Annotated in this window: 20 protein-coding genes; 17 read left to right on the top strand and 3 right to left on the bottom strand. The window is 63.4% G+C overall.

The window, feature by feature from the left end; all coding sequences use genetic code 11:
- Positions 1-414 precede the first annotated feature (414 nt).
- The 9 genes from QP828_RS03740 to QP828_RS03700 all read left to right on the top strand — a co-directional run bounded on the left by QP828_RS03740 (position 415) and on the right by QP828_RS03700 (position 13,461).
- On the top strand, positions 415-936 hold the full coding sequence (locus QP828_RS03740; protein WP_284891284.1) for a PadR family transcriptional regulator: 522 nt from the start codon (positions 415-417) through the stop codon (positions 934-936).
- Positions 933-1,628 carry an ABC transporter ATP-binding protein gene (locus tag QP828_RS03735; RefSeq protein WP_274734355.1) on the top strand — a complete coding sequence of 232 codons (696 nt, stop codon included), beginning with the start codon at positions 933-935 and terminating at the stop codon, positions 1,626-1,628. The genes QP828_RS03740 and QP828_RS03735 overlap by 4 nt, the downstream gene beginning before the upstream one ends.
- Positions 1,629-1,630: 2 nt before the next feature.
- Positions 1,631-3,823 (top strand): FtsX-like permease family protein, encoded by a 2,193-nt coding sequence (locus QP828_RS03730; RefSeq protein WP_274734357.1) that lies wholly within the window; start codon positions 1,631-1,633, stop codon positions 3,821-3,823.
- A 751-nt stretch (positions 3,824-4,574) separates the two neighbouring features.
- Positions 4,575-7,487 carry a bifunctional acetaldehyde-CoA/alcohol dehydrogenase gene (adhE, locus tag QP828_RS03725; protein ID WP_274734358.1) on the top strand — a complete coding sequence of 971 codons (2,913 nt, stop codon included), beginning with the start codon at positions 4,575-4,577 and terminating at the stop codon, positions 7,485-7,487.
- Between the two features lie 398 nt (positions 7,488-7,885).
- Positions 7,886-8,623, top strand: a complete 738-nt coding sequence (locus QP828_RS03720; RefSeq protein WP_274734360.1) for a phosphoglyceromutase — start codon at positions 7,886-7,888, stop codon at positions 8,621-8,623.
- Positions 8,624-9,039: 416 nt separating this feature from the next.
- Positions 9,040-10,746: an anchored repeat ABC transporter, substrate-binding protein gene (locus QP828_RS03715; RefSeq protein ID WP_274733340.1), complete on the top strand. Its 1,707-nt coding sequence runs from the start codon at positions 9,040-9,042 to the stop codon at positions 10,744-10,746.
- Positions 10,743-11,849, top strand: a complete 1,107-nt coding sequence (locus tag QP828_RS03710) for a choice-of-anchor M domain-containing protein (protein WP_274733341.1) — start codon at positions 10,743-10,745, stop codon at positions 11,847-11,849. Before QP828_RS03715 ends, QP828_RS03710 begins: the two co-directional genes overlap by 4 nt.
- A complete protein-coding gene (locus QP828_RS03705) occupies positions 11,837-12,595 on the top strand; it encodes an anchored repeat-type ABC transporter ATP-binding subunit (protein WP_016443348.1) in 759 nt (252 codons plus the stop codon). The genes QP828_RS03710 and QP828_RS03705 overlap by 13 nt, the downstream gene beginning before the upstream one ends.
- On the top strand, positions 12,592-13,461 hold the full coding sequence (locus QP828_RS03700; protein ID WP_016443349.1) for an anchored repeat-type ABC transporter permease subunit: 870 nt from the start codon (positions 12,592-12,594) through the stop codon (positions 13,459-13,461). The genes QP828_RS03705 and QP828_RS03700 overlap by 4 nt, the downstream gene beginning before the upstream one ends.
- 85 nt (positions 13,462-13,546) lie before the next feature.
- Here the strand turns inward: QP828_RS03700 and phoU are convergent, their stop codons facing one another.
- Complete coding sequence (phoU, locus tag QP828_RS03695; RefSeq protein WP_016443350.1) at positions 13,547-14,272, bottom strand: phosphate signaling complex protein PhoU; 726 nt, start codon at positions 14,270-14,272, stop codon at positions 13,547-13,549.
- 181 nt (positions 14,273-14,453) lie between these two features.
- Here phoU and QP828_RS03690 point away from each other — a divergent pair, with 181 nt between their 5' ends.
- The 3 genes from QP828_RS03690 (at position 14,454) to QP828_RS03680 (ending at position 17,013) form a co-directional block, all read left to right on the top strand.
- A complete protein-coding gene (locus tag QP828_RS03690) occupies positions 14,454-15,635 on the top strand; it encodes a sensor histidine kinase (protein WP_274733342.1) in 1,182 nt (393 codons plus the stop codon).
- Positions 15,636-15,644: 9 nt separating this feature from the next.
- Positions 15,645-16,334, top strand: a complete 690-nt coding sequence (locus QP828_RS03685) for a response regulator (RefSeq protein WP_016443352.1) — start codon at positions 15,645-15,647, stop codon at positions 16,332-16,334.
- A 136-nt stretch (positions 16,335-16,470) separates the two neighbouring features.
- Positions 16,471-17,013 carry a CarD family transcriptional regulator gene (locus QP828_RS03680; protein ID WP_274733343.1) on the top strand — a complete coding sequence of 181 codons (543 nt, stop codon included), beginning with the start codon at positions 16,471-16,473 and terminating at the stop codon, positions 17,011-17,013.
- A gap of 117 nt (positions 17,014-17,130) precedes the next feature.
- On the opposite strand, the gene QP828_RS03675 is transcribed toward QP828_RS03680, so the two are convergent.
- The gene (locus tag QP828_RS03675) at positions 17,131-18,519 is read right to left on the bottom strand and encodes an MFS transporter (RefSeq protein ID WP_274733344.1); all 1,389 of its coding nucleotides are present in this window, start codon (positions 18,517-18,519) and stop codon (positions 17,131-17,133) included.
- A 78-nt stretch (positions 18,520-18,597) separates the two neighbouring features.
- Between QP828_RS03675 and cysS the strand changes: the two genes are divergently transcribed.
- Genes cysS through QP828_RS03655 form a run of 4 tightly spaced genes read left to right on the top strand, consistent with a single transcriptional unit; the run spans position 18,598 to position 23,121 of the window.
- On the top strand, positions 18,598-20,100 hold the full coding sequence (gene cysS / locus QP828_RS03670; protein ID WP_274733345.1) for a cysteine--tRNA ligase: 1,503 nt from the start codon (positions 18,598-18,600) through the stop codon (positions 20,098-20,100).
- A 7-nt stretch (positions 20,101-20,107) separates the two neighbouring features.
- Complete coding sequence (gene rlmB / locus QP828_RS03665; RefSeq protein ID WP_126135339.1) at positions 20,108-21,130, top strand: 23S rRNA (guanosine(2251)-2'-O)-methyltransferase RlmB; 1,023 nt, start codon at positions 20,108-20,110, stop codon at positions 21,128-21,130.
- Positions 21,102-22,580, top strand: coding sequence for a hypothetical protein (locus QP828_RS03660; RefSeq protein WP_274733346.1), 1,479 nt, complete (start codon positions 21,102-21,104; stop codon positions 22,578-22,580). The genes rlmB and QP828_RS03660 overlap by 29 nt, the downstream gene beginning before the upstream one ends.
- Positions 22,573-23,121 carry an ASCH domain-containing protein gene (locus QP828_RS03655; RefSeq protein ID WP_274733348.1) on the top strand — a complete coding sequence of 183 codons (549 nt, stop codon included), beginning with the start codon at positions 22,573-22,575 and terminating at the stop codon, positions 23,119-23,121. Before QP828_RS03660 ends, QP828_RS03655 begins: the two co-directional genes overlap by 8 nt.
- Before the next feature lie 98 nt (positions 23,122-23,219).
- Here the strand turns inward: QP828_RS03655 and QP828_RS03650 are convergent, their stop codons facing one another.
- Positions 23,220-23,816 (bottom strand): LytR C-terminal domain-containing protein, encoded by a 597-nt coding sequence (locus tag QP828_RS03650; protein WP_126135342.1) that lies wholly within the window; start codon positions 23,814-23,816, stop codon positions 23,220-23,222.
- A 409-nt stretch (positions 23,817-24,225) separates the two neighbouring features.
- Between QP828_RS03650 and QP828_RS03645 the strand changes: the two genes are divergently transcribed.
- Entirely contained in the window at positions 24,226-25,797 is a 1,572-nt protein-coding gene (locus QP828_RS03645) for a uracil-xanthine permease family protein (protein WP_274733349.1), read from the top strand.
- The last annotated feature ends 139 nt before the right edge of the window (positions 25,798-25,936 follow it).

Below are 25,936 nucleotides of genomic sequence, written 5' to 3'. Positions count from 1 at the left end.
TTTGGGTACGCGAAATTACGGATATTGCTATCCGAAAAATAAGGGGGAATTGTGCCCGCTGCGGGCGATGAGAATGTGCTAGCTGAAATTAGCAGGACATGCACATAGGCATACACATGCACATGCGGGTACCCATAGCCATGGAGGCGGATACGAATGTGACGGTGTTATTAGCCATGGTTGAAAGGATAACGGCAAACTGCGTGAGACGCAAACCGGGTGAGGAAAGTCCGTTCACGGCTTTCTGCCGCGTTGAGCTGCGGTAATACGACGACGCCGCGCCTGCCGCCCCGCGCGGGCGCCTGGCTATCACCGCAATTCCCGCGCTTCCCGCACCTCTTGCGCATCCCGCATCCATAGCTATACACTCGGTGACTAGCTGAACTAGTTACTGAGTGAGTAGTTGGTGGTGGGATGGAAGTTCAGTACGCATTCCTCGGTTTGCTTACCCGCGAACCGAGTTACGGCTACGAGTTAAAAAAGCTCTATGACCGCTATTTCGCCGGGGATAAGCCGATTTTGGCCGGCCAGGTATATGCCACCCTCGCGCGGCTGGCCCGCGATGCCAAGGTGACGCAGGTGGATGACCATGAAAGCTCCGGCGGCCCGAGCCGCACCCGCTACGCACTCACCACTACCGGGGAGCGCTCCTTACGCGAATGGCTGGCCACCCCGGAAGTCCCGGCGCTCGCGCTCCAGGAGGATCTCTATTTCAAAACGATTCTCGCGCTCCTCGTGACCGGGGATGCCTCCCGTTATCTCAAGGCACAGCGAGCTACCCACCAGCAGCGCATGCGTGAGCTCACCACCCGTAAGCAGGGCGCCCCGCTGGCTGAAAAACTTCTTCTCGATAGCGCCATTTTCCATATCGAGGCGGATCTGCGCTGGATCCAACTGACCTCCGCGCGTCTCGACCAGCTCGAGGAGGAGCTATGAGCGATAGTATTCTTTCCGCCCGGGATCTCAGGAAAAGCTACGGGAAAACGGCCGCGCTGCGCGGCGTGAGCCTGGAGATCCAGCGCGGGGAAATCCTGGCTATTATGGGGCCCTCCGGTTCGGGTAAATCAACTCTGCTTCACGCGCTGGCCGGTATCGAACTTCCCGATAGCGGTACGGTCTCCTACTTCGGCCGGGCCCTGGCGGGTGCCGCAAGTCTGCCGCGCGAACTCACCGCGCTGTCCGATAATGAACGCACTCGCTTGCGCCGCGAGGATTTCGGCTTCGTTTTCCAATTCAGCCAGCTCGTCCCGGAGCTCACCGCCCTGGATAATATCGCGGTGCCGCTTCTGCTGGGCGGTACCGCTAAGCGCACCGCCTACGCCACGGCGTATCACTGGCTCGAGCGCGTCGGTTTAGCGGACCACGCGAAGGCACTGCCTGGCGAAATGTCCGGTGGGGAAGCCCAGCGCATCGCCATCGCCCGGGCGCTGTGCCCCCGTCCCAGCATCCTTTTTGCCGACGAACCCACCGGCTCCCTCGATTCCCTCAATTCCGAATACGTGATGAGCGGCCTGGTGCACCTGGCCCGCGAACACACCATGACCGTCGTCCTCGTCACCCACGAACCAACCATCGCCGCCTACGCGGACCGCGAGGTCATCGTCCGCGACGGAATCCTGGAGGCCTAACCATGCACGTGGCCTGGATCGTGGTACGTCAATCCCTCGCCCAAACCAAGGGACGCCTCGCTCTTATTACCGGCGCGGTTGCTTTCGGAACCGTCCTCTTGCTCGCTTTCGCCGCTTTCACCCACGCGACTTTCGACCGCACCGCCGAATCGTGGCAGCAGGCCGTGGGTGATGCACCGTATGTTGAGGATGTGCCCGCAGCTGCGGCGTCGTCGCATATAAAAATGTATCGCCCCGGTATCGATGACCTTGCGGTGATCGGTGGGGCGCAGGTGGAGGTTCTGTATGTGGACGCGGCCGGGGTGAGCGATCCGGCGCAGCTGCACGGTATCACCTGGCCGGGGCGCGGCGAATATCTGCTGTCGCGCGGGACCCGCACCCTGCTGGAAACCAGCGCGAATCCCGCGGTGGCCGGCCGCTTCGGAACCACCGATCGGGGCACGCTGCCGCAAGAATTCACCAACGGTCCGGACGACCTCCTCGCCGTGGTGGGTGCAGATCTGAGCGAGGTGGGTGTTGCGCACAGCGTGGCCTCGTTCGAGCCGGCCGGGTCGAGTGGCAGCGACCCGAATTTCATCCTGCTCCTCATCGGCCTGGTCGTCCTGCTTTTCCCGGTGCTTTTCCTTATTTCTATTTCGGCGGCGCTCGGCAGCGCCCAGCGCGAACAGCGTTACGCCACGTTGCGCCTGGTGGGGGCCACCACGGCGCAGGTGCGCGGGATTCTCATCCTCGAGGCGCTGGTGGGAGCGGCGGTCGGGTATGTGCTGGGCGCGGCGCTTTTCGTGGTGGCGCGGCCGCTGCTCGCGGAGATTCCGCTGGCGCGGGGGCGCTATTGGGCGGAGTCCCTCGCGGTTACGCCGCTGGCGTACGCGCTCGTTGCGCTCGCGATTATTGTGATGGTGGTGGGGGCGAATCTGTGGGGGCTGCGGCGCATTGATGCCACGCCCCTGGGGGTGGTACGACGCCGCCGCGCACCCACCCGCCCCTCTCCGCTCAGTTTCGCCGGTATCGCGCTGGCCTGCGCGATCTTCGGCTATCTGTATGTCACCAGCGAAGCGGATAATGCCACGAACTCCGAACAAACGCTTTTCCTGGCGGCTGTGGTCATCATGATGTTTGGCCTGGTGGTGGCAGCGCGCTGGTTGATCTACGCGCTGGCTGGCCTGAGCGCGCGGTGGGCGCGGCGGGCTCCTATGATTATCGGCCAAAAATACGTGCGGGCGCATTCCGGGCGGATTGCCCGCTCGGTTTCCGGGGTGATCCTCGCGCTTTTCGCCGGTACCTTCTTTATTACGACGGTTTCCGAGGTGGATTTCCTGGGCGCGCAGGTTCCTACGGTGGCGGAGAAGATGCCGGCCACTACCGCGGTGCTGGCGAACCTCAGCCCGGAGCAGGCCGAAGCCGCGGCCCGGGCGATTCCCGCGAATGTCCCGGGCGCCCGAGCCCTTACGGTGCCCTATCTCGCGCGGTCCTGGGTGGTGCTTCCCTGCGACGGTGCCGAGCGGTACGTGGGACTCACGTGCCAGGGCAGTGGGGTAGTGGGCGTGAATTTTTGGGACTTGGCCGATGCGCCGGGCGCCGTCGTCGAAGCTCGTGATGCCACGCAATTGGCCGGAACCGTGCAAGAAGAGTACAGCGCGCATATTTCCGGGCAGGCCCGCGCGGTGCTGCTGTCCCTGCGCGAGCCGGGCGATATTGAAGCGGTGCGCACGATCCTCATGAATGCGCAGCTAGGCGAGCCGCGCGATATCTATGTGTTCGCCGGTGGGAGGGGTATCGCGGTGGCGGTGGACAAGACCGTGGAAACGATGACCTACCTCGTCTACGCCGGAATTGCGCTGACGTTTGCGGTGGCGATTGTATCGCTGCTGGTTTCTACGTACGCGGGGTTATTAGAACGACGCCGCTCTTTGCTGACCCTGCGCCTGAGCGGCATGCAGGTGCGCCAGCTGGCCGCCATGCTCGTGGTGGAGTCGGTGCTCCCGCTGGCTGTCATCGCCACGCTGACGACGGCCGCCGGTTTCGGCTCAGGCTGGCTGCTCATGGAGATGCGCTCGACCACCTTGGATGCCTCGTTCTCGCCTGTATTGCTGCTGGCCTTGCTGGCTGCGCTGGGCTTCTCCCTCCTCGCGGTCCTGGCACTCGTACCCGCGCTGCGCCGGGTCAGCGAGCCGGCCAATAACGCGCGGGAGTAGCGGGCTCGGCGCTGTAGGTATTTCCTGGCTGAGCCCTGCAAAGAGATCGTCACGCTAAGACGGCTTCTCGAATCAGCTCAGAGCGTGTCACGTTCCGCTCGTGTGCGCGGGCGTCACTAGCTTTAATTTCCTCGGGCGGGAGCTGTACTGCGCACGTATTACATACGTAGTACAGGTGTGAAAACACATACCGCCCTCTCTGGGAATGGTATGGCTCTTGAGAAAAGCGAAACTTCACCCTGCTCGCCTCAACGTCTCCTGCCAGCGGTGCGGGGGAGCCCCCGAAACTCCACGCCGCCTTCCTGAGTGCCCTTTGCCAGGCTGGCGCCGTCGTGAAAAAAATAACTTTGCGCACGGCGAAGAAGGGGACATGAGTCCCGCGAAGTTGTCTGACTTTTACTTTTCGGGCTGGGTCGCGCGCGCGAACCGCGATTTTCTGAGGAATTTTCAGGGCTTTTCAGCGTGTTTTCCGTGCGTAAAACCGCAGGTAACGGGCAGAAAGTCCCGGCTCTGCTCCCGCTTGTCTCGCGGCACGCCCGGTGCGAGCTGCGCTACAACGCAGGCATCTTTCATTCGCTAAAGTAAAGGCGCGAGCGACGATGGAGCCGGCAACCGGCATCACGGCTCGTACGGAAACGCGCATGGTTCGTCAAGAGCCGGCGTCGCTCCCGCACCGCGGGTCTCCCGCAGCGCGGGGCGCGCTATATGCCGAAGGTGACACAGGCGCGGATCCATTGGGAGAAAGCGAACTATGGCTACCACTCAGCAAACTGGTGACCGCACCAACGTTGGTGACATGATCGATCGCTTGGCATCGCAGGCAATATCCGCCCTCGAAGAATTCGATGCCTTCGATCAAGAAAAGATTAATGCGATTGTGCACGCGATGGCCCTTGCCGGGGTTGATCAGCACATGGTGCTCGCCAAGGCCGCCATTGAGGAAACAGGCCGCGGCCTCTACGAAGATAAGTGCGTCAAGAATCTTTTCGCCACGGAATATATTTGGAATTCCATCAAGTATGACCGCACTGTGGGCATTATCCGGCAGGATAAGCAGAAGGGCATTATCGAGATCGCTGAGCCCGTGGGCGTGATTGCCGGGGTGACGCCGGTGACCAACCCGACATCCACCACGATGTTTAAGTGCATTATCTCCATCATGACCCGCAACCCGATTATTTTTGCGTTCCACCCCAGCGCGCAAAAGTCCTCGGCGCTCGCCGCGCAGGTCATGCTGGACGCCGCGATTGCCGCCGGCGCCCCCGAACACTGCATCCAGTGGATCGAAACTCCCTCCCTGGAAGCCACGAAGACCCTGCTCAACCACGATTCCATCTCCCTGGCCCTGGCCACCGGGGGTGCGGGCATGGTGGCCTCCGCCTACTCCACCGGCAAGCCGGCCCTGGGCGTGGGCCCGGGTAACGCCCCGGTGTACGTGCACAAGACCGCCAAGGTCAAGCGCACCGTCAACGACCTCATCCTCTCGAAGACTTTTGATAACGGCATGATCTGCGCCTCCGAGCAGTCCCTCGTGATCGATGCCTCGATCCGCGAGGAGCTCCTGGCCGAATTTGAGCGCATGGGTTGCCATATTGTCACGCCGGAAGAGAAGAAAGCCCTGGCCAAGTTCATGGTCAAGGAAGATGGCACGATCAGTGCCGACGTCGTCGGTATGAACGCGGACCGCATCGCGGAAGGTGCCGGCATTGACGTTCCCACCGGAACGAAGATCCTCCTCGTTGAGCTCGAGGGTCTCGGTCCCGAGGAACCCTTCTCGCGCGAAAAGCTGTGCCCGGTGCTCGGCTACACCACCGTGGAAAGCGATGCCGAAGGCTTCGACGTGGCCGAAAAGCTGCTGCGCTTCGGCGGTCTGGGCCACACCGCGGTCATCCACACGGAAGATAAGGACGTGGCGCGCGAATACGGCCTGCGCATGAAGGCCTGCCGCATTATCGTTAACGCTCCTTCCGCTCTGGGTGGCATCGGTGACGTCTACAACGGCCTCATCCCGTCCATGACGCTCGGCTGTGGCTCTTACGGGCGGAATTCCGTTTCGCATAACGTCAGCGCTACCGATCTCATTAATGTCAAGCGAATCGCGGAAAGGCGTAACAATATGCAGTGGTTCAAGGTTCCGCCGAAGACGTACTTCGAGCGGTACTCCACGCAGTACCTGCAGAAGATGCCCGCGATTTCGCGTGTCTTTATCGTCACCGACCCGGGCATGGTTATGAACGGCTACGTGGATGTTATTATCGATCACCTCAAGGCCCGCCGGGACGACGTCGCCTGGAACATTTTCCAGGACGTGGAACCCAACCCCTCCTCGACCACGGTGTTCCGCGGGGCGAAACTCATGGAAGAATTCCAGCCCGATTGCATTATCGCCCTGGGCGGCGGTTCTCCCATGGACGCCGCGAAGGCCATGTGGCTCTTCTACGAACACCCCGAATCCTCGTACTTCGGCATGAAGCAGAAGTTCATGGATATCCGCAAGCGCACCTACCGCTTCCCGAAGCTGGGGCGCAAGGCGCAGTTCGTGGCCATCCCGACCACGTCCGGTACCGGTTCGGAATGTACGCCGTTCGCGGTTATTACCGACGCCGAAACCCACGTCAAGTACCCCTTCGCCGATTACGCGATTACCCCGAACGTGGCGATTGTGGACGCGCAGTACGTGGACTCGGTGCCCGCCCGCACCGCGGCCGATTCGGGTATGGACGCGCTTACGCACGCCATCGAATCCTATGTCTCCACGATGGCCAGCGATTACACCCGCGGCCTGTCCATCCGCGCCGCCCAGCTCATCTTCGCTAACCTGCGCAAGTCCGTGCTGGAAGGCGATATGGAAGCCAAGGAAAAAGTGCACAACGCTTCGGCTATGGCCGGTATGGCCTTCGCCAATGCGTTCCTGGGCATTGTCCACTCGCTGTCGCACAAGGTTGGCGGTGAATTCGATATTGCGCACGGTCGCACCAACGCGATCTTCCTGCCGCATGTTATTCGCTACAACGCCACCAAGCCGTACAAGCACTCCATCTTCCCGGCCTACGAGCACTACCGCGCCGACGAAGACCTCGCGGAATTCGCGAGCTACATGGGCTTCCCGGCTTCGACCACCGAAGAGGGCGTGCAGTCCCTCATCGACGAGGTCACCAAGCTCGCCGAGGATCTCGGTATTGAGATGAGCCTCAAGGCGAACGGGGTGACCTGGGAAGCTCTCGAGCCCAAGCTTGACTGGCTGGCCGACCGCGCCCTCGAGGACCAGTGCACTCCGGCCAACCCGAAGGCCCCGCTCGTTTCCGAGCTGCGCACCCTCATCATCGATGCCTTCGAAGGCGAAGTCGGCTACACTGCCTCGCGCGGTGTGGACGTGCTCGCTGACCTCGGCACCGGTGAGGCGGCCCGTCGCAAGGCCGCGAAGGTGCGCAAGGGTGAGTCCAGCCGGCCCTCTGCCTCGCAATCGGCCACGAACGCCCAGGTAGAGATCTACGATCACAAGGCCAAGGCCAGCCTCGAGCACGCCGAAGCCGATCAGGATGATCCCGCCGTTGAAGAACTCGTTGATACCCAGCTTGAGAGCGGCTCTTCCGCGAAGGCGTCCGCGAAGGGCGCCAAGGCTGAGAAGAAGAACGACGGCGCAGCTGAGGGCGCGGCGAACTAATCCGACAAAGCCAGCCTGGCAGGTGGCGGGCGTCGGGGACACGCAGTCCGGCGCCCGCCGCGCTGGGCCTCAAGGCTCGCCTCCGGCGGGTTTCCATCGGTAGAGTGGGTAAGGTGAAGAAGAAACTACTGACTGTGGCGGGAGCGCTGCTGTGCTCGCTAGCCCTGGCCTCATGTTCCTCATCCCCTTCGGATAACCCCAGTTCCGATCCGAGCTCCTCGGGTCCCGGATCCTGCTCGGTGGAATCGAACGCGCCGGGCTGCTAATCGGCTATCAAGCCGCTGGTGGCCCGGTCCGCGCGCGGCCGGCAGCGATGCCGGGCGCGGGCGCCGTCGTTCCCCTTTAAGTTCCTGGCAAAGAGCGTGGTAAGCCGCGCCGTGACATGAAAGAATAACGATATGACCTACACACTGGTATTGCTCCGCCACGGCGAGAGCGATTGGAACGCAAAGAACCTGTTCACCGGTTGGGTTGATGTGCCGCTCTCGGAGAAGGGGCGTGCGGAAGCCGCTCACGGCGGCAAGCTCCTCAAGGAGAGCAACATCCTCCCCGACCTCCTCTTCACCTCGCTGCTCCGGCGCGCGATCACCACGGCGAATATCGCCCTGGATGAATGTGATCGCCACTGGATCCCGGTGCAGCGGTCCTGGCACCTGAACGAACGCCACTACGGCGCGCTGCAGGGCAAGAACAAGAAGGAAATCCGCGACGAATACGGCGAAGAGCAGTTCATGCAGTGGCGCCGCTCCTATGATGTTCCGCCGCCGGCCATTGAGCTCGGTTCGGAATGGTCGCAGGATCAGGATCCTCGCTACGCCGGTGAGCCGATCCCGCGCTCGGAATGCCTCAAGGATGTGCTCGCGCGCGCGCTGCCCTACTGGGAATCCGATATCGTTCCCGCTATCAAGACCGGCAAAACGGTCATGATCGCGGCGCACGGCAACTCGCTGCGCGGCATCGTCAAGTACCTTGATGACATCTCCGATGATGACATCGTGGGCGTGAACATCCCCACCGGCATTCCGCTGGTGTACGAGCTTGATGAGGAAACCCTCAAGCCCGTCAAGAAGGGTGGTACCTACCTCGATCCCGAAGCGCAGAAGAAGATCGCGGAAGTTGCCAACCAGGGCAAGTAATTCGCATTCTCTAGCGCTAAGTTAGAGGGCTAAGAGTCAAGCAGGGCTCCGGTTATACCGGGGCCCTGCTGCTTGTTAACCACGGGCGCGCTGTGTGGCGGGGTTGCGGGCGCGCTGTGTGGCGGGGTTGCGGGCACGCTGTGGGGAAGCCCGCGGGCGCCCTAGCCATACTGCTCAGGGCCATGGAAGCTCCGGGTGCCCGCCAGCACGGCCCGGCTATGAACTCAGTCACGGCTTCGCGGCCGGGACTTGTCCAAGCTCGCCCCACCCCCTACCATTGAGCTGGTAATGATAACGGTTATCGTTACGGCTTATGGGCGGCTCGGCCGCTGCCTGTGAAGCGCCCGGTCACATGCCGAGCGCAGCGCCGCCAGCCGGCGGCCTGGATTCACGTATCCGGAGGTGTGTGTCCGAGCATGATGAAGCTGCTACCCGCCGTCGCGTCCATCCTCGCGATGGTCTGCCCCGCCGGTATCCCTTCCGGTGGGAGTCAGGAAGCGCTGGCGGGTAGTGTTTCGGCCGCGGGAGTGAGGACCCGCGCCGAAACTGGCGATCGGAACTCCGATGCGCCACGGGTAGTCGCCTCCACTCCGATACTCGCGGACCTCGCCCAGAACGTTCTGGGCGAGCGGGGTGAGGTGACCTCCCTTGTGCCGCCCGGGGCGGACCCGCATTCTTTTGAACCGTCACTGCGGTCATTGCGGGAACTGGCCCGGGCGGACATCGTCTTCTCCAACCAATTGCTGCTGGAGGACCAAGCGCTGCTCGCCACCATGGATGCTACCAGGCGCCCCGGCGTGAAGAACGTCGGTTTGGGTGAGGCGGCCGTCGCATACGGCGCGCGCCATATTGCACTTGTGGAGGACGCGGCGCTCAGCACCGTGTGGCTCGGTTTCCGAGCCGGGGCACCGGTTGCGCCCCAGTCGCAGGAGGGGAACGACGCCGCACCGTCCACTCCCACCACCTCCGCTCCCATTGTTTCGCTGCGCGCGCTCTCGGTTACCGGCCCGGGCACCCTCGCCGCTTTCACCACCGGAACGTTCGGGCAGCCCAAGGTCTATATCGATTCCTCGCGTGACGAACTCGGGCACGTGGATCTTCCGGCCCAGGCCCATACCCATATGTCCTGGGCTTTTTCCGCCCCCGGTGTCTACGAATTGCGCATGCGCGCCGAAGTGCAGGAAAACGGGCAGAGCCGCAGCCTCGGGGAAGGAACAGTGGTCTTTGCGGTCGGGGTGGACCCGGCCACAACCGGGCGTAGCCGCGTGATCGACGCCGGCCACGTGGATATCACCATGGCCGATAGCGGCGCCATTACCCTGCGCGGGGAAATCGAATCGGCCCGCACCACCGAGGTATCCCCGGACAGCGCGGTCATCGCGGTCCCGCACACCGTAGCCACCCATATTCCCGGTGATCCCGCCTGGCGTTTCCTGGGGCGAGCCGGGGATACCAGCTGGGTATTGGCCCAGGCGGTTCTGGGGGAACACGTGCACGGCGATGTTGATCCGCACCTCTGGCTGGATGCCTCCAATGCCGTCGCTTACGTGGAAACCATCGCCGCCGAGCTCAGCGCCCTGGATCCCGCCGGCGCCCCGACGTACGCGGCGAATGCGCAAGCCTATATCGCCAGATTGCAGGGGCTGGATGAGTGGCTGCGCGGCGTCGTCGCCTCGATCCCGGCGCGGCAGCGCAAGCTCGTGACCGCGCACGACGGCTTCGGCTATCTGGCCCGCGCTTACGGCCTGGACACGGTCGGTTTCGTCACCCCGAATCCGGCGCTGGAACCCTCCGCGCGCCAGCTCGCCAATCTCACCCACACGCTCATGGACCTGCGTGTTCCCGCTGTTTTCGGGGAACCGACCACGGCGTCGCACGCCGGAGAGCTGCGGGCGGTGGCGAGTGCGGCGGGCGTGGCGGTCTGCCAGCTCTATTCTGATTCTTTCGACGGCGCTGCCACCACCTACGAAGCCATGATGATTGCCAATGGCCGCGCCCTGAAAAACTGCCTCGACCCGGGCGCACTGCCGGCCTGGCCTCCCGATTACGAGGTGCCGCGTTTGCCCCTGGCAACCGCTGCCGATCAGCTTCCTGCCACCGAAACCACGAAGGACAACTCATGACTCGATTTGCCAACGTCCGCTCTGTTTGCGCGCGCAGTCTCGCCGCGCTGGTTGTAGCTGCGCTCAGCTGTGCCCTGGTGCTGACGCTGCCCGCGCGCGCTTTCGCCCATCCGGACCCGGCACCCACCGCGCCCGGCTCCAGCACGGCCGTTGACCCGGCCCTCACCCAAACGGTGAGCGGGGATGAACAGCTGGCCCCGGCCGGCACCCCGGTGGAGATCAGCTCCGGTCACGTGGATATGGGCCCGCGCCTGACGGATGCCGGTTGGGATTTCCTGGTGCGCGATGATTCGGGTGCCGCGCCGGTATGGCGTTCCGTGGATGACGTGGTCTTCCGGGTGGGGGAGGCGGCCCGCATGGAGGTGCCCGCCACCGATGCTTACTCCTTTATTCATGCCTCCGGCCCCGCCTACGTGATTCCGCAGCAGCAGCTCGCTGACGTGGTGTGGTTGGGCTGGAATACCCAGGATCCCGGCGTGGTCAGCCGCGTCAACGGGGATGTGGCCCTCACCTACGGCGGGCACGCCGGTGAAGGCCAGTTCACCGCTTTCGTCGATTCGGGGAACTTCTCCGGACCCACCCTGCTGTGGAATTCCGAAGTGGCCACCTCGCAGCCGGTCCACGTTTCCCTCAATACCCACACCCACGCCAATTGGGTCTTCACCCAGCCCGGCGTACACCTGGTGCGCCTGACGGTATCCGCACAGCTCACGGACGGTACCCAGGTGGAGAAAACCGTGACCTTGCGTTTCGCGGTGGGGGCGAATACTTCTGCCGACGCCGCCCGCGCGGCCCAGTGGCCCAGCGGCAGCGATGGTGCAGCTGCCACCGGCTCGGCCGCGGATAACGCCCGGGCGGGGCAATCCGGCGGCGGTCAATCCGGTACGGCGCAAGCGGGCGCGAACGGTGCCCAGAACCCCGCTGGCGGCGAAGCGGAGATCCCGCTGCGCTGGGTTGTTATCGGCTGCGCCGGTGCTGTGATTCTCATTGCCGCCGGCTTTATCGGGGCGCGTGCTTCACGCCGCCGCCACCAGGCCGCCGCGCTCGCGGCCCGTACCCAGACCCGCGATAGCGCGGAAGGGGAGGAATCGTGCCGGCATTAACGGTCCGTGACCTGGCGGTTGTCCTCGGGGGAGTGCGGGTGCTCCGCGATGTCAATCTCGAGGTGGCAGCCGGTGAACTCGTTGGCCTCATCGGCCCGAACGGCGCCGGGAAAACCACCCTCATGCGCAGCATTATGGGGCTGCTCACGCCGGCAGCGGGCACGATTGAGGTGCGCGGGGAGCGGGTCCGGCCCGGCCGCCCGCACCGTGCCATCGGCTACGTGCCGCAGTCGCGCGCAACCCAATGGGGTTACCCCATGAGCGTGGAAGAACTGGTGGCCACCGGCCTCGAACGCCGCGGGCTGCTCGCCCGCACCCGCCTCGGGCGGAACGCGTGGGAAAAGGTCTATGCCGCGCTCGATAGGGTCGATTTATTCGAGATGCGGCGTCGGCCCATCGGGCAGCTTTCCGGCGGGCAGCAACAGCGTATCCTCATCGCGCGCGCCCTCGTGCGCGACCCGGCCATCCTCCTCCTGGACGAGCCCTTCACCGGACTCGACCACCCCACCCAAGATTCCCTGGCCGATCTTTTCCTCTCGCTGCGCGCCGGCGGGGCCGGAATTATTATGTCCACCCACGACCTCACCCAGGCCGTCGATATTTCCACCCGGGTGGCCCTCCTCAATCGCACAATTATCGCGGCCGGTCCGCCCGCCGATATCCTCCGCGCCGACCTGTGGATGGAAACCTTCCAAGTGCGGGCTTCCTCGCCGCTGCTGCGCGTCCTCGGAATGGTGAAAGCATGAGTTTCTTCGATTTTCTAGCCGATTTATCCAATCCGGTGCTCGGCTTCCTCCCGCGCGCGCTCCTCGTTGCCATGCTCTCCGCGGTCGTGTGCGGGGCGGTGGGCGTACACGTGGTCCTGCGCGGCATGTCCTTCCTAGGAGATGCCCTCGCCCATGCCGTTTTCCCCGGTATCGTCATCGCTTTCGCGCTCCAGGGTTCCATTCTGGTGGGCGGAGCGGTCGCGGGCGGCGTCGTCGCCCTTCTTATCGCGCTCGCCTCGCAAAACCGCAACCTGCGCGAAGACTCGATCATCGGCATCTTTATGGCCGCGGCTTTCGCTTTCGGTGTGGCGCTCATCGCGCGCATCCCCGGCTATACCGGGTCCCTCGAATCTTTCCTTTTCGGTTCGCTCACCGGCGTGGATAGCTCCGACGTGCTCACGTCCGCCATCGTGGCCGCGGCCGTGCTTCTTTTCCTCGCCGTGCTCCACCCGGCGCTGCTCTCCGTGAGCGTAGACCGCGATTTCGCGCGCGCCACCGGCACCCGCGTCCTGCTCGTGGACGTGTGCCTCTACCTCACCGTGGCGCTCGCGGTGGTCATTTCCGTACAGTCCATCGGCAATATTCTGGTGCTGGCGCTGCTCGTCACCCCGGCCGCCACCGCCCGCCTGCTGACCGACCGGGTGGGCACGATGATGCTGCTCGCCCCGCTCCTCGGGTGCGCCAGCGCTTTCGTGGGGGTGTGGCTTTCCTGGGCGGCGGATATCCCGGCGGGCGCGGCTATCGTGCTGGTCACGACGGCGCTTTTCGCCCTCGTGTGGTTGAGTGTTCCGGTGCGCGGGAAACTGGTACGGGCCCGCACTGCACGCGGTAGCGACCGCGCGTAGTACAGGCCCGTACGACGCCGCCGCGGCCAGCCGGCCGCCTGCCTAGCTGGCACGCGATCCTGGCCGGAGCGGCGGTAGTACTGTATTAATCTTCCATATCCCCGGCGGAGAAACCTGCGGGGAAATCGCCACCGAGCATTTCTTCTTCGGTGCCCGGGGTGGATTCCACATCCACGCGCAAGCCGGTGACCAGGAAGTGCATGCGGCGCGCCACGGTGACCCCGTGATCCCCGTAGCGTTCCAGGAAACGGCCCAGCAGCACCACGTCCACGATTTCCTGGTGGCTCATGCCGTTATCTTCGTCGAGAACCAGCTGGAAGGACTGGCGGTGCAGATCGTCAAGAACTTCATCGCGTTCGTCAATCTCGTCGGCGATGGCAAGATCCTGCTTGCGCACGAGCTCTTCCACCTGGCGGCCCACTCGCACGGCCTCATCGGCCATGCGTACGAGCAGGTCATAGCCGGGGCCGCCCACCACGCGTTCGGGGAAACGCCCGCGCGCGATATAGGCAACGTGCCGGGCCAGATCACCCATGCGCTCCAGGGTAATGGCGATGCGCATGGCGGTCACCACGGTCCGCAAATCCGAGGCAACCGGCGCCTGGCGCGCCAGCAGCGAAATAGCCATATCTTCAATCTGACGCTGCAGCTCATCAATATTCGCATCGGCATCGATAACCGATTCCGCCAGGGCTAGGTTGGCGTTCCGCAGCGAATCTGCGGCGTGTTCCATCGCCCGAGCGGCGCTGCGAGCCTGCTTGGCAAGCGTTTCCTCGAGCGTCTTCATTTCGTTGCGGAATTCTTGACGCATTAAAGCTCCTCATTTCTGTGCGCCCGCGGGCGCGTTTGTAGCGCACGGCGGCGCACCACAGGTCTTATTTCAGCAGTATGGGGTTAACACTAGCGGCATATTCCGTAAACAGTAGGTAAATAGCGGGTTTTCGGGGCCGTCGGGCGTGCCAGGCCGCGCTCGGACAGGCTAGTCTGGAACCATGGTTGAAGGAATCGCCGTGCTTGCCGCGGTCTGCGGGGGGATCGCCGTGGGCATTATCGCCTCCCTGGCTTTCGCCTATTCGCAGCGTTCGCTGCGCCCATTGCGGGTGACCGCGCCGGTAGAGCCGGTGGAGGATGCCGTGAAAGTCCTCGAGGCGATTCCGCAATTCTTTGTGCTGGTGTCCGCCCTTGACGTGGTGGAACGGGCCTCTACCCAAGCGTATAGTTTCGGGCTGGTGCGCGATGATCGCCTGGTGCGCCCGGAGTTCATCCAACTGGTAGCGCGGGTGCGCGATACCGGGGAGGTGCTCTCCCGCCCGCTCTCCATTAAACGATCCACGCTGAAAAATCAGAGCGATACCCGCCTGATGGTCTACGCCGCGCCGCTGTCCGGCGGGCGGGTGCTCGTGCTTTTCGAGGATAATACCGAGAAGCTCAAACTGGAAGAAACCCGGCGCGATTTCGTGGCGAATGTTTCCCATGAATTAAAGACCCCGGTGGGGGCAATTTCTTTGCTGGTGGAAACCCTGGAAAGCGCGGCGGATGATCCGCAAGCGGTCCGGCATTTCACCGCCCAGCTAGATACCGAAGTGGTGCGCTTGCGCGGCCTGGTGCAGGATATTATCGAGCTTTCGCGCCTCCAAGAAGGTAATGCCCTCACCACCACGGAACTTGTTGATGTGGATGCGGTGGTGGCCGAATCGGTGGCCCGCATGGATGTGGAAGCCGCTAATCGCGGGGTGAAAATTGTGAGCGGCGGGCAGCCGGGCCTCACGGTTTACGGCGATAGGCGCATGCTCGCCACCGCGATCCGCAATCTGCTGGATAATGCGGTGCGCTATACCCGGCCGCACGGGCGGGTCTCGGTAGCAACATCGCTGGCGGATGGGCAGGTGCTTATTTCCGTCGTCGACCAAGGAGAGGGAATTGACGCGGCGCAACGCGAACGTATTTTTGAGCGTTTCTACCGCGGGGATGCGGCCCGGGATCGTAATTCCGGCGGCTCCGGGATCGGCCTCGCCATCGTCAAACATGTGGTGCAAGACCACGGCGGGCGCATCAAATTATGGAGCAAGGTAGGCCAGGGCTCCACCTTCACCATCTGCCTACCCGAACCCTATATTCCCGAGGCGGCTCCCACCCCTGAAACTAATGCGCTTGAGCATTCGGAGAGGAAGTAACAAAACACCATGACCACGATTCTTGTTGTTGATGACGAACCTACCTACCGTGACACCCTCGCATTCAACCTGGGCCGGGACGGTTACGAGGTGGTCACCGCCGCGGATGGCACCGCGGCCCTGGAACAATTCCGGGTGGCGCGCCCCGATGTGGTGCTTCTTGATCTCATGCTTCCGGGCATGTCCGGCGAGGAAGTGTGCCGCCGGATTCGAGCCACCTCGGATGTGCCCATCATTATGCTCACCGCCAAGGATTCCGAAATCGATAAGGTGGTCGGTTTGGAGGTAGGGGCGGATGACTATGTCACCAAGCCTTATTCCTACCGGGAACTGGTGGCGCGGGTGCGGGCGGTGCTGCGCCGGGCGAGTACCGGGGCCGCGGACGACGTGGACGAAGACGTGCTGCGCGTGGGCCGGGTAGAAATGGATACCGATAAGCACGAAGTGTACGTGGGCGGAGAACTCATCAGCATGCCGCTGCGGGAATTCGAGCTGCTTGAACTCTTCTTGCGTAATCCGGATCGGGTGCTTACCCGCCCCCAGATTCTTGACCGTATCTGGGGTTTGGATTATATGGGTGATACCAAGACCCTGGATGTGCACGTCAAGCGGATTCGCTCGAAGATTGAGGTGGATCCTTCCGCGCCCACCGCGCTGGTTACGGTGCGTGGGCTCGGTTATAAGCTGGTTTCTGAATAGCGAAGCTGTGGCCCGCACCGCAGCCCTTTGTGGCTTGCAGCGCAAAAAAGATCAGAGACTACACCGTCAATGGTAAAATGTCTATCGGATATGCGCATATTGCGCGAACGCGCAGCGGAGAAAGGGTTCTGATTCAATGCCGTTCAAGGTCGGAGAAACCGTTATTTACCCGCATCACGGGGCAGCGGAAATTACTGATATTTCGGACAAGATTATCAGGGGTGAAAAGCGCACCTACCTCACGCTTAACGTCATGCAGGGCGATATGGTCATTCAGGTTCCGGCCGAATCCATCGAGGAAGTTGGGGTCCGCGATGTCTCCAACGAAGATCAGCTTGAAGTGGTGTTCCGGGTTCTGCGCGAACAGGATGTGGAAGAACCTTCCAATTGGAGCCGGCGTTTCAAGGCGAATACCGAAAAGCTCACCTCGGGAGATGTTAATAAGGTAGCCGAAGTGGTGCGTGACCTCACGCGCCGGGATACGGATCGTCACCTCTCGGCGGGGGAGAAGCGGATGCTCCAGCGCGCCCGCCAGATCCTCTGCTCGGAAATTGCCCTCGCCCGCGAATTGAGCGAAGAAGAAGCCGGTGAGCTCCTTGATGAGATCCTGGCCGAAGGTAACGAAGGCCGGGAACCCAGCTCGGAAGAAGGCGGCGCGGCATCCACCTCATCCAACTAAAGAGCGGGGCCTCGTGCCCAGATACACGTGATTGAAGCGGCCTCGGGAATTTCCCGGGCCGCTTCATTCATGGTGGTACGACGCCGCGCCACCCTCGGCCAGCTGCGACTCAGTCCATCACCGCCGGCCGGCGCGCAGCGAACCGTAGAAGGCAGCCAGCCCCACCGCGAGCACCGCGATAATCCCGAGGATGCCGTAGTGGGCCGCGGCATCTCCGCTTACCCCGGCCAGCGCACCGAAGCTCATAATCGCAGCTGAATACAGCGCCGGGGTGAGGAAAGAAACCGCGCGGCCGGTGGTGGCATAGAGGCCGAAAAGCTCGCCGCTATTCTCGCGGCCGGCGCGGCGCGCCAGGTAGGTACGCGAAGAACTCTGGACCGGCCCCACGAAAATGCACAGGAGGGAGCCAAAGACCCAGAAGAGGGATTTGCCGGCGTCGTGCATCAAGAACAATACGCAGCCGCACGCGATCATAAGAGTGAGCGACATGAAAATAACGCGGCGCGCGCCGATAATATCTTCCAACCACCCGAAAGCGATGGTCGCAACCCCCGCGATCACGTTCGCCGCGATGCCGAAAATCATGACTTCCCCAGGAGTGAAACCGAAAACGCGGGCCGCGAGCACCCCGCCGAAAGCGAAGACACCGGCCAGGCCGTCGCGGTAAATAGCGGAAGAAATCAGGAACCAGAACGTGGAGCGATCCGCGCGCCACAGCCGCGCGATGGAGCGGAAAATAGCTCGGTAGGCGGCGATGATGCCGCGGGATTGTTCCCCGCGCGGGGATTCATCGCGGGAGAGCACCATGAGCGGGGCGGAAAAAATCAGCGTCCACAGCGCGCAGGCGATCATGCAGACGCGAATATTCATGCCGTTCGCGCTCGTCACTCCGAACCAGCCGGTATCCGGGCTGATGAAGCCAATAAAGAGGATGAGGAGGAGCACGATGCCGCCCACGTATCCCATGCCCCAGCCGAAACCGGAGATGCGCCCCAGGGTGGCCGGTGTGGAAATATCGGTGACCATCGCGTTGTAGACCACCGAGCCAATTTCGAAAACGATATTGCCGACGGCCAGCAGCACCACCCCGAGCCACAGGTAGGAAGGCGACGGCGCCACAAAGAACAGCAGCGCCATGCACACAATGGTGACGAGGGTGGTGAGGGTGAGGAGGGAGTTTTTCTTCCCCGAACGGTCCGCCCATTGCCCCACCGCCGGGGCGATAAGTGCCACGAGCAGCCCGGCGAGTGCCAAGCCCCAGCCGATGAGCGCATTGGCCTGGTTCCCGAAGAACTTTTCGTTGGAAAGATACGGGGTGAAAACGAAGGTGGTCACGACGGCGTTGAAAGCGGCCGAACCCCAGTCCCACAGCGCCCAGGGGAGAACCCGGCGGTTGAAAAGAACGGAACGCGCGGGTGTGCTAGCGCTCGGCGCGGCAGATGCACCGGCCTGCGGGGCGGCCGGCGGCGTGCTGGCGCTCGGCGGCGCGGCAGAAGTGTTATGCATGGCTTCATCGTAGGCGAGGAGGGTAACGGGGCGTTGAACGGCACTGCCCGGCGGGCGGGGAGCGGGTAAACTGGCCACGTGAGCTTCAAGATCTATGATTCGTCCGTCCGTGCCGTCCGGGATTTCGTTCCCCTGGAACCCGGGAAGGTCAGCGTGTACCTGTGCGGCGCCACGGTGCAGGGGTCCCCGCATATCGGGCATATTCGCTCCGCGCTGGCTTTCGATGTGCTGGTGCGGTGGTTGCGCCGCTGCGGCAATGAGGTGCGTCTGGTGCGCAACGTCACCGATATTGACGATAAGATCCTCGATAAATCCGCGCAGGCCGGTGCTCCGTGGTGGGCCTGGGCCTACCGTTTCGAAAAGGAATTCAGCGCCGCCTACCGTACCCTCGGGGTGCTCGATCCCACCTATGAGCCGCGGGCTACCGGGCATGTTCCGCAGATGATCACGCTTATCCAGGAAATTATTGACGCGGGCCACGCCTATGTGGGCAAGCCCGGCAATGTGTATTTCGACGTCGCATCGCTGCCCGATTACGGTTCCCTCACCCGCCAGAAGCTCGAAAATATGGTGGTGGATGAGGAAGGTGGGGAAGCCGATAAGCGCAATCCTCATGATTTCGCGCTGTGGAAGGCACCTAAGCCGGGCGAACCGGAAAGCGCCGCCTGGGATACCCCGTGGGGGCGCGGGCGGCCGGGGTGGCACCTGGAGTGCACCGCCATGTCTACCCACTACTTGGGTAAGGAATTTGATATTCACGGTGGCGGCATCGATTTGCGTTTCCCGCACCACGAAAATGAGCAGGCGCAGGCGCACGCGGCGGGGCGGAATTTCGCGCGGTACTGGATGCATAACGCCTGGGTGACCATTAATGGCGAAAAAATAAGTAAGTCGCTGGGGAATGTCGTCTCGTTGGAGGATGTTACCGCGCAGGTATCCCCGGCGGTGGTGCGTTTCGCGCTGGGAACGGTCCACTACCGCTCCACCGTGGACTACTCGCCGCAAAACCTGGCGGAAGCCGGGGCAGTATGGGAACGCCTGGCCGGATTCGTGGAACGCTCGGTTGCCGCCACTGAAGAAGTACCGGCGGAAGAAATCGCGGCGGTGGGTCCGGCGGATCTACCCGAAGCATTCGTACGGGCCCTCGATGACGATCTTAATGTTTCGAGCGGGCTGGCCGCGATCCATGATGAGGTACGCCGCGGGAACGCCGCGCTTGCGGAGCGGGATAGCTCCGGCGTGCGCGCCGCCCAGGTGCGGGTGCGGGCCATGCTTGATGTGCTCGGGCTTGATCCCCTGGCTGCCCCCTGGCGTAATTCCACCGGGGCGGATAAAGCAACCGCGCGGGCGCTGGGCGCCGTCGTCGATACTATGCTGAAGGAACGCGCGGCCGCGCGCGCCGCGAAAGACTGGGCCCGGGCCGATGCGCTGCGCGATGCGTTGCACGCGGCCGGCATCGCCGTGGAAGATTCGGTGGACGGAGCCCACTGGCACTTGGACAACGCGCAAGAATCCGCCACCGGCGCGGAAAATTCCGCCACCAACGTAGAAGAATCCGCCACCGGCGCGGAAGAAAAGTAGGAGAAATATGGGAGACGGACGCACCCGGCGCCCCAAGGGCAAGAAGCGCGCCACGGTCGGCTCGGGCGGGAATAACCGCCGGCGCCTGGAGGGCAAGGGCCCCACCCCGAAAGCGGAGGAACGGGTCTACCACAAGGCGTATAAAGAAAAGCAGGTGCGTGATGCCCGCAAGGCGCAAGCGGAGGCACGCGAGCGTTCCAGCATGAAGCTGCGCCGCGATTTGCATACCGCGCCCGGGCACGAACTGATTTGCGGGCGCAATCCGGTGCGCGAAGCGGTCCGGGCTGGCGTGCCCCTGACCAGGGTCTTTATGCAGACCTCCGCAGTGGGTGATGAACGCCTGGCCGAGCTGGTGGCGCAGGCAACCGCGCTGGGTGCGCCGCTCGTGGAAGTTTCCCACGGCGAGCTCGACCGGATGACGGAGAACGCCGTGCACCAGGGCGTGGCCATTGAAGTGCCGCCCTACGAGTACGCGGATGCAATTGAAGAGGCACGCGCGGCTCTGGAGCGCCACGAAGCGGGCGGGCCACTGCCGCTTTTCGTGGCCCTTGATTCGGTGACCGACCCGCATAATCTGGGGGCGGTGCTGCGCAGCGCGGCGGCTTTCAATGCGGACGCGGTTATCGTGCCGGAGCGGCGCGCGGCCGGCGTGAATGCTACGGTGTGGAAAGTTTCCGCCGGGGCGGTGTCCATTGTGCCGACCGCGCGGGTGACGAATCTGGCGGCCACGCTCGATGAACTGAAGAAAATGGGATATTTCGTGGTCGGTTTGGACGGCGGCGGCTCCACCACGGTGGAGAACCTCAGCCTGGCCGATACCCCGCTGGTGCTGGTGACCGGCTCGGAGGGGCGCGGGCTGGCGCGGCTGATTCGCGATAAATGCGATGTGATTGCCTCGATTCCTATCGCCGCGCGTATGGAGTCGCTCAACGCTGCGGTCGCCACGGGAATTTCGCTCTACCAGGTCGATCGGATCCGGGCACGGATGAACGGAGGGGACAATGTATCAGTGGAGGCCGGTTCGCGGTGAGGTGCAGCGGCTCGACCAGAGCCTGACCAGCCCCGCCCAGCTGGAAGATTTCTTCGCGCGCGAAGGTGTGGTGGTCCGCGGGGATCACGACGGCGATATTTTCCGTTTTGAGATCGCGGTGACCGGGAAACGGCGCCGCGTGGCCACGATCCGGAGCGTGTTGGAGGCGGGTGCCGCCGCGGAGTCCGGAGCCGGGCTTGCGGGTGCCGCGGGCGAGGAGGATGCGGAGAGCGCGCCCACTCAGGAGGAACCGGAGGCGGGCGCGGAGGCGGAGGAGCCCGGGATTGTGCCCGGCCTCAACCTCGTGGATTTCGCTCAAAAAATGGATCATGAGCTGCGCAAAATCCACATTGAAGTGGATGGTTACGTCGTGTACCCGAATATTGATTTGGGTGAGGTGGATGTGACCGAAGCGGATCTCGCCTATGCGGATGCTCATCTTCACAACGACGACGCCGCCGCTGCCGCGGCGGATCCGGCCGCGGGGGAAACCGGCGAGAATGCGCCGGTCTCTGATTCCCCGCTGCTGCCCGGAGACGAAGGCAAAATCCCCACCATGCACAACGGTCCCATGGTCGCCATTTCCGATGTGCCTTTCGCGCGAGTGCCGGGCTTGGCGGCGCGGATCAAAAAGCCGGTGGCGGTTTTGGAACACGGGAACGCCAATGTGATGGTGACAGATGTCCCCCTGGCCCGCGATGCGGAGATCGGGCGGCGGCCCGGTTTCGTCATCGTGCTATCCACCGCGGGGGCGGCGCCGAGCTGGCGCAACCCTGTTCTGGTCATCCGGCAGAACTCCGGGATTACCTACTGGAAATGGCTTGATACCCTCCAGGATCTCCCGCACGTGGAGGCCAATAGCGCCGCCGCGGCTTTTTCCCGGGAAGAACTCGGCGCGGGTGCGCGGGTGCGGCGTATCCTCGATGATTTCCCCGAGGTAGATGCTGGGGATCTGACCGAGGCGCTTACCGCTCCGGTATCGGAAGCGGTGCCGCGTTTCCTCGAGGTACTGGGCCTGCCGGCAGCGGTGGGCGAAGTGCTGCGCGGGGAGCGGGAAGTCGCGGATATTCCGGTGGCTACCGTTTTCACGCCGCAGGCTTTCCCGGAGCGCATGAAAGCATCCCTGGCGTATGAGGTATCCGGCTACGGTTCCGCCCCGGCCGGGATGTGGAAAGTATATCGGCGTCTCTACCTGGATCATCCGCGCCTGCTGGAGATTATTTCGTCGGCGCAGGCCGGACTGGGCTTGGCGATGGTTATCGCCGGGGCGCGGCGCTGGAATAAACGCGGGTATCGTGCGCTGACCATCGCGGGCGGGGCACTGGGCGCGAATGCCCTGGTGCGCATTCTTACCACCCAGTGGCTCAACGCCGCCCTAGAGGCCGAAGGTCTCAACCCGGGCCTCGCCACACAAGCACCCGAACCGTCCGAGGAGGATCCGCATGAGTGAGAATACCCAGGTAGAAGGCTTCCTCGAAGCTTTTTGGGTCCGTGCTGTGACGCGCGGGAGAATCAACCCGCTCGAAGTCATCACGGGCGGCGAATCGATTTCCGCTTTCCGGCCGCCAGCTTGTAGCTTCGGGCTCACCGCGGCGGAAGCCACGGAGATCGCGGAGCTCATCGTGGCGGGGAAGAAAACTGCGACGTCGAGCTGGGCGGATAGCTACCGCGCCGAAGAGGTGCCGCTTCCCGAAAAAGGCGATTTAGCGATTGTGCTGGATGGGGCGGAGCGCCCGCGTGCCCTTATCCGCACCGATAGCGTGGAAGTCATGCCCTTCGCGGAGGTGGGCGCGGATATCGCGCTGGCCGAAGGGGAAGGAGATGGCAGCTTAGAGAGCTGGCGCGCTGCCCACGCGGAGTTTTTCCGAACGGAAGCGGCAGCCATCGGGCTGGAATTCAATCCGGCGGGTGATGTGGTGGTGGAGCGCTTCACCGTGCTGTACTCGGACCGCGATGATCACCTCGGGCCGGGCGCGGTGGCCGGAAAATAACGCGGCGCGCGCAAACTAGCCTCGCGCAAAGCACACGCCGGCCGTGAGCCCTGCGGGAGCTGTGCGGGAGCCATGCGGGGAACCTAAAAGCGTGCCGCCTACTTCCGCGCTTCGCTGACCGGCACGCAGCTTTCCGGGGAGGTGAGTTGCCCGTCGGTGAGCTGGGCGGCCGCATCTTCCGGGCTGCGCAGCGCATCGAATTTCTCACCCAGGATCACCGTGACCGTTTGGCCCGTGGTGTCATTAGAGAACCCCACCACCGAATCAGGAATGTACGTGGCTAGGGTATAGGCCGCAGCCAGGCCATCGGGGCCGGCCTGCACAATAGCACCGTATTTATCTACACCGGCTGGCCAGTTCGCCGTCGTTCCTACGGTGACCCCCATTTCCGCGAGGTTATGCGCAACTTCCGCCGCAAGTCCGCTCGAGGACGTGGAGTTATACACATTCGCGTTAATTTTCGAGAGCTCCAGCGGGGCGGTGGGAGCGCTCAGGCAGGGGATGGTGACCTCATCGGGATCCGGATCGGCGGCGAATTCCTTATTGAGCGGGGAAGGGATAATGCCGAGCCAGATGAGCAGGCAAAGGGCAAAAACAATCGCGAGCGCCCCGGACACGATGCTGAACACCACGGTCTGGCGCTGCTGGATCTTACGACGGTAGGCCTCGCGGGGCCCAAGATGCTGCTGGGTCACGGGTTTAACGCTAGTTCACCGGCCCCAAAAAAGCAGCTGCGCGCGCTGGGAGATAGCCCGCATTGCCGTGCGCGTGAGTGTGGTGGCGCAGGTGCCGGCACGCGGCGGCTAAGTGGTGCAGGTGCGCTGGCTGCTCGGGTGTATGCTCATGCAGGCATTGTGACACATCCCATCTCTCCTCGTTTACGTAGTGTTTACCTAGTTTTTGAGCGGTAGCGGCGTCGTCGCCCCTGTGAAGCGAGCCGCGCGGGACTTGCGGTGCCCGCAAAAAGCCATACACTAATTCAGGTTCAAACGAGTGTGGACGGGCCGGTCGCCACGCGGTACCCCGGTCGCCACTGCGAGATTGCGAACCCATTCCTTCTGATGCGCGGGTAAGCCCGCGCGAAGAGCAACGAGGAGAGCATTCATGGCACAAGTATGGAAACTTCACGGCGACGGTGTGCGCATCGCGCCGGGTGAGGTGGTTCAACCGGACGAACGGCTGGGGTGGCCAGCCACAATCGGCATTGGAATGCAGCACGTTGTTGCAATGTTTGGCGCAACGTTCCTCGTTCCCCTACTAACGGGTTTCGATCCTTCGACGACATTGTTCTTCACGGGATGCGGAACCCTTCTTTTTATCCTTATTACCGCCGGAAAATTGCCCAGTTACCTGGGCTCTTCTTTTGCCCTCATCGCGCCCATCGGTGCGGTGACCGGCTACACCCAGGGCGGCGGCCCCATTGATTCGCACGGGATGGCGCTCGCGCAGGGTGGCATTATTTCGACGGGCGCGGCCCTGCTGGTGGTCGGCCTCATCGTCATGGTTTTCGGTGCGGGGTGGATCGATAAGCTCATGCCCCCGGTGGTGACCGGTACGATCGTGGCGCTTATCGGCTTCAACCTGGCGCCCGCGGCCTGGAATAACGTCAAGGCGGCGCCGGTGACGGCGGTCGTCACTATCGTGGCGGTGCTCGCGGTGACGGTGCTCTTCAAGGGCATTATCGGGCGCCTATCCATCCTTATCGGCGTCATTATCGGCTATGTGTGCGCCTGCATCCGCGGCGAAGTGGACTTCAGCGCGATTGGCGATGCCAGCTGGGTGGGTATCCCCACCTTCCACGCCCCGGCTTTCGACGTGTCCACCCTCGGGTTGTTCGTACCGGTGGTGCTGGTGCTTATTGCGGAGAACGTGGGCCACGTGAAATCGGTGTCCGCGATGACCGGGCGTAATCTGGACGGCGTGACCGGCCGCGCCCTGTTCGCTGACGGCCTGTCCACCGTTTTCGCCGGTGCCGGCGGGGGATCGGGTACCACAACGTACGCGGAAAACATCGGCGTGATGGCCGCGACCCGCGTCTACTCGACCGCGGCCTACATCGTTGCGGCGGTGACTGCCCTGCTGCTGTCCATGTTCCCGAAGTTCGGTGTGGTTGTTGCGACGATTGCTCCCGGGGTGCTCGGCGGGGCGGCCACGATTCTTTACGGCATGATCGGGATGCTCGGGGTGCGTATCTGGGTGCAGAATCGCGTGGACTTCTCCGACCCGGTCAATCTCAATACCGCCGCGGTGGCGATGGTGGTTGCGATCGCGAACTACACCTGGGCGGTGGGGGATATGGTCTTTGAGGGGATCGCGCTTGGTTCCTTCGGTGCCATTATCATCTACCACTGCATGCGCGCGGTATCGCGCCTGCGCGGTACGTCCCTCGAACCGGCGACGCCGGCCTCGGCCCCGGCAGGTACCGAAGTTGTGGAAGGTCACCTGGAGCGGTCCTGGGATGTGCAGCCTGATGGCAAGCTCGCGCGCACGCCGGCGAGCCAGCGGGTGCAGAGCGCACCGGAGCTTGCGGATCTCGTGGAAATTGCGGGGCTTGCGGAAGGTACGAGCGGTGCCCGCGGTCCGGAGGCTGCGGATAGCGCGCGCGGCACGGACGTTTCGCGCGATGCTTCGCATGGCGCTTCGCACGGCGCGGACGGTACGCACGCTAGCAACTAGTAGCAGCATGGTGTAGCACGACGGCGCAGCTACGCGCCCTGGACTTTGCCACATAAGGTACGGGCCGGGGTGGGAGCTGGGTCGGCCTCAATAAATAAATGGATGCACGCGGGGCGGGAAGCTGAAGAAGTTTCCCACC

Origin of the sequence: Actinotignum sanguinis (assembly GCF_030230305.1) — a bacterium.
Classification (GTDB): Bacteria; Actinomycetota; Actinomycetes; order Actinomycetales; family Actinomycetaceae; genus Actinotignum; species Actinotignum sanguinis.
The sequence above is the reverse complement of the archived record's forward strand: the minus strand, read 5'-3'. Positions and strand labels throughout refer to the sequence as shown.

Coding starts and splice junctions, on each gene's coding strand:
- QP828_RS03660 (WP_274733346.1), top strand. CDS start 21,102: ATGTATCAGTGGAGGCCGGTTCGCGGTGAGGTGCAGCGGCTCGACCAG.
- QP828_RS03645 (WP_274733349.1), top strand. CDS start 24,226: ATGGCACAAGTATGGAAACTTCACGGCGACGGTGTGCGCATCGCGCCG.
- QP828_RS03740 (WP_284891284.1), top strand. CDS start 415: ATGGAAGTTCAGTACGCATTCCTCGGTTTGCTTACCCGCGAACCGAGT.
- QP828_RS03720 (WP_274734360.1), top strand. CDS start 7,886: ATGACCTACACACTGGTATTGCTCCGCCACGGCGAGAGCGATTGGAAC.
- QP828_RS03730 (WP_274734357.1), top strand. CDS start 1,631: ATGCACGTGGCCTGGATCGTGGTACGTCAATCCCTCGCCCAAACCAAG.
- QP828_RS03680 (WP_274733343.1), top strand. CDS start 16,471: ATGCCGTTCAAGGTCGGAGAAACCGTTATTTACCCGCATCACGGGGCA.
- adhE (WP_274734358.1), top strand. CDS start 4,575: ATGGCTACCACTCAGCAAACTGGTGACCGCACCAACGTTGGTGACATG.
- QP828_RS03675 (WP_274733344.1), bottom strand. CDS start 18,519: ATGCATAACACTTCTGCCGCGCCGCCGAGCGCCAGCACGCCGCCGGCC.
- QP828_RS03655 (WP_274733348.1), top strand. CDS start 22,573: ATGAGTGAGAATACCCAGGTAGAAGGCTTCCTCGAAGCTTTTTGGGTC.
- QP828_RS03685 (WP_016443352.1), top strand. CDS start 15,645: ATGACCACGATTCTTGTTGTTGATGACGAACCTACCTACCGTGACACC.
- QP828_RS03735 (WP_274734355.1), top strand. CDS start 933: ATGAGCGATAGTATTCTTTCCGCCCGGGATCTCAGGAAAAGCTACGGG.
- QP828_RS03715 (WP_274733340.1), top strand. CDS start 9,040: ATGATGAAGCTGCTACCCGCCGTCGCGTCCATCCTCGCGATGGTCTGC.
- QP828_RS03710 (WP_274733341.1), top strand. CDS start 10,743: ATGACTCGATTTGCCAACGTCCGCTCTGTTTGCGCGCGCAGTCTCGCC.
- phoU (WP_016443350.1), bottom strand. CDS start 14,272: ATGCGTCAAGAATTCCGCAACGAAATGAAGACGCTCGAGGAAACGCTT.
- QP828_RS03690 (WP_274733342.1), top strand. CDS start 14,454: ATGGTTGAAGGAATCGCCGTGCTTGCCGCGGTCTGCGGGGGGATCGCC.
- QP828_RS03700 (WP_016443349.1), top strand. CDS start 12,592: ATGAGTTTCTTCGATTTTCTAGCCGATTTATCCAATCCGGTGCTCGGC.
- rlmB (WP_126135339.1), top strand. CDS start 20,108: ATGGGAGACGGACGCACCCGGCGCCCCAAGGGCAAGAAGCGCGCCACG.